Origin of the sequence: Streptomyces glaucescens (assembly GCF_002154375.1) — a bacterium.
Classification (GTDB): domain Bacteria; phylum Actinomycetota; class Actinomycetes; order Streptomycetales; family Streptomycetaceae; genus Streptomyces; species Streptomyces glaucescens.
The window spans coordinates 1-3091 of record NZ_MUND01000731.1 but is presented as its reverse complement, the minus strand read 5'-3'; the positions used below and the strand labels follow the sequence as shown (position 1 = coordinate 3091).

The 3091-nt window shown below is 74.9% G+C and carries 1 protein-coding gene and 1 pseudogene; one reads left to right on the top strand and one right to left on the bottom strand.

What is annotated here, in order from left to right:
• Positions 1 to 445 (top strand): annotated as a pseudogene (locus CCN42_RS36180) (xylan 1,4-beta-xylosidase); the annotation flags it as partial.
• 65 nt (positions 446 to 510) lie between these two features.
• Here CCN42_RS36180 and CCN42_RS36175 read toward each other — a convergent pair.
• Positions 511 to 3091, bottom strand: a 2581-nt coding sequence (locus CCN42_RS36175) for a hypothetical protein (RefSeq protein ID WP_086741574.1), incomplete at its 5' end; no start/stop codon positions are given.

The window sequence follows — 3091 nt, the reverse complement described above, 5'->3', positions numbered from 1 at the left end:
CGGCGGCGCGCCGCCGCTGTGGTGGGCCGAGTACTACGTGGAGCCCGCCGACGCCGACGACCACCGCCACGGCTGGTCGCAGGCCCGCCGGACCGCCGTGCAGGCCACCGGGATGATCGCCATGGCGGAGGGCGGCGCCTCCTCCGGTTTCTACTGGAACCCGCAGGCCGAGCGGGGCCCCGAGTGCCCCGGCTGCCTGTGGACCCCGACGGGCACCGCGGACGGCGGCGGGAAGCTGCCGATGTACGACCTCCTCTCCCGGTTCGCCGCCGCCTTCCCGCCGGGGACGGCGTACACCGGCGTCACCGCGGACCCCGAGGTCCGCACCCTCGCCACCGACCGGACGATCCTCGTCGTCAACACCCGCGGCCGGGCACTGAGCGCGAAGGTCGCCGACCGGACCGTCGACCTCCAGGCGTACGAGGTGACGTGGCTGACCCGCTAGGCCGTGTCCGCAANNACGACGGGACTTTGCGGACACCCCCCAGGTCACCCGCCAGGCGGTGTCCCTCAGGTGATGGTCAGGAACCGCTGCACCAGCGAGGCCAGCAGCACCGTGAGCAGTGGCACCGAGAACCAGAAGCTGCCCTGCAGCCACCGCAGTTGCCGCACCCCGGGCCGCACCGCGACCCTCACCACCTCGCGGGCCGCGAGCAGCACGACCAGCACCGCCGCCGCGAGCGCCCCGACCACCGTCCACGGTGTCCAGGTCACGCGCGGCCCGGCCGGACCGGGGTCCGCCGCGGGCACGGCGCCCGCGGGTCGCCGGTGCAGCGCGTACATCGTCACGTCCGCGTTGGCGAAGACCCTCCGCAGCTCCGGCCGCCGGTCCAGGTGGTGGAGGAGCCGGGGCTCCCACGTGGGGGCGTAGCCGACGTCCGTCGTCAGATAGGTGACCTGGCCGCGGTTGACCATCAGGTACGAGTTCGGGCCCGCGTCCTCGAGCGACTTGACCAGCCCCGACACCAGCACCGGATCGGCCGGTGCCTGCGTCGGCACGTACTCCACCTTCTCCATGTCCCGGGCGCCCCACGGCATCGCCGGTGTCACGTTCTCGAACGTGTCGTCGCTGAGCCACAGCAGCCGCACGCTCGGATCGTCGTGCGCGTACACGTACTCCATGGCGGCGACCTCGCCCGGCCGGATCCGCTCGAACGGCTCGTTGCCCCAGCGGGCCACCAGGAAGCCGCCCATGAGCACCAGTCCGGCCGTCAGCGCGGCCAGCGGGGCGAGGCCGGCCCGGTCCTTCTCCCGCTCCTGCGCGGTGACACCGGTGCGCGGGAAGAGCGCGAGGGCGGCCAGCAGAGCCGCGCCGGGCAGCGCGAACAGGAAGACCCGCAGCGCCATCTCGCCGCCGTACGACTGCATGCCGAAGCCGAGGAACGGCACGAAGGCGAGGACGGGCAGAGCTCGCTCGCGGTACTGGTGCCGGTGCCGCCGCCACCAGCCCCAGCAGGCCAGCGCCAGCACCCCGCCGGCCAGCGCGACCCGCGTGTACAGCACCAGCCTGTGGGTGGAGCTGCCGCCCTCGATCCGGCCGGACACCGACGAGGAGACATTGCCGCCGACCCCGCCGACCCCGCCGAACAGCTCGTCGAAGTGCCCGGACCAGTACGGCTCGGCCATGAAGCCGATCCAGGACACCACCGCCACCCCGAACAGCAGGGGCAGCCCGCGCAGTTCGCAGCGGCCGGTGACGACCAGCAGCGTGACCACGCCCAGCATGACGAACGGGGTGAGCTGGTGGGCCGGCACGGTCGCCAGGAACAGGCCGATCACCACCACCAGCAGCACCGCCCGCTGCCGCCGGTTCGCCGGCTCGGCCTCCGCCTCGCCGGGCCGCAGCCGCGTCCAGATCACGCGTGGGGCGCGGAACCAGACCAGCAGGACGGCCACGAGGACGAGGTGGAGGAGGTAGGTGAAGCCCTGCGGGGAGAAGTAGTCCTGGCCGACCCAGCCGCTCAGCACGAAGAACCACACGCCGGTCCACTTCGCCCGCCAGCTCGCCCGCAGCGAGCGGGTGAGCAGGAACACCGGGCCCAGATACAGCAGCTGCATCACCGTCGGCCACCAGCGGATCACCTCGGTGAGGTCGGTGATCCCGCAGGCCTGGGCGACGAACGCGGCCGCCGCGAAGAAGCCCGGCCAGCTCCAGCGCGCGTCCAGGTCGGGCACGGCCGTGCCGGTCCGGTGGATGTGGTCGAGGAAACCGAGGTGCTGCCAGGCGGTCGCGAACCGCGGCTCGGTCTCGATCACGGCGGGCAGCGCGTGCAGCGACACCACCGTGGCCAGCAGGGTCACCAGCAACAGCGTCCGGTGTTCCCGGCCCGGCCGGAGCAGCGCGGCGAACACCACCACCAGCAGTCCGGCGCCGGCCAGTGCCGGGGCGGGCAGCACGGAGATCAGCCCGAGTCCGCCCATCCGGTCCAGGTCGGTCTCGCCGAGCCGGGCGGCGGGCACCCAGTACAGCAGCAGGGCGGCGGTCAGCGAAAAGCCCAGCAGCGCCCCCGTGCGCGTCGGCGTCAGCCGCTGCCGCCAGGTCTCCGGCGGGGCGGGTGACGCGGGCGGCGGGTCCGCCGTCCCGGCGCGCCGCACGGACTCGGCCGCCTCCTGCCGCTCCCCGGGCCCGGCCTCGGCCTGCTCCGGCCCGGTGGCCTCCCGTGCGAACGGCTCCTTCACCTCCGGGCCGACTGGGGCGGGGACGCCCGCGGGCGGCGTACCCAGCCCCGGGCGGACGTCCGGGCGGCGCTCCGGATGGTCGACGTCGACGAGGATGCCGAGCGCGAGGGTGCCGGAGTCGAGTGCCCAGGCGGGCCCGCGGCGACGGGCCGCGGGCGCGGCCGGCATCCCGCCCGCCCCCGGACCGGCGGGCTCGCCGTCCCCAGCCGGACCTTCCGGGCCGGTGGCGCCGGACGGTGCCGCCCGCACCGTCCGGTAGAGCCGGGGCGCGGCGATCGCCACGATCACCGAGAGGCTGACGATCTCCGCGACGCCCGCGCCGGTCAGGCCCATCCGGGGGAGCAGCAGCAGCGTCAGCCCGAGCACCAGGGCGCACAGCAGGCCCTGGAGCCAGGCGAGCGCGGCCGTGCGG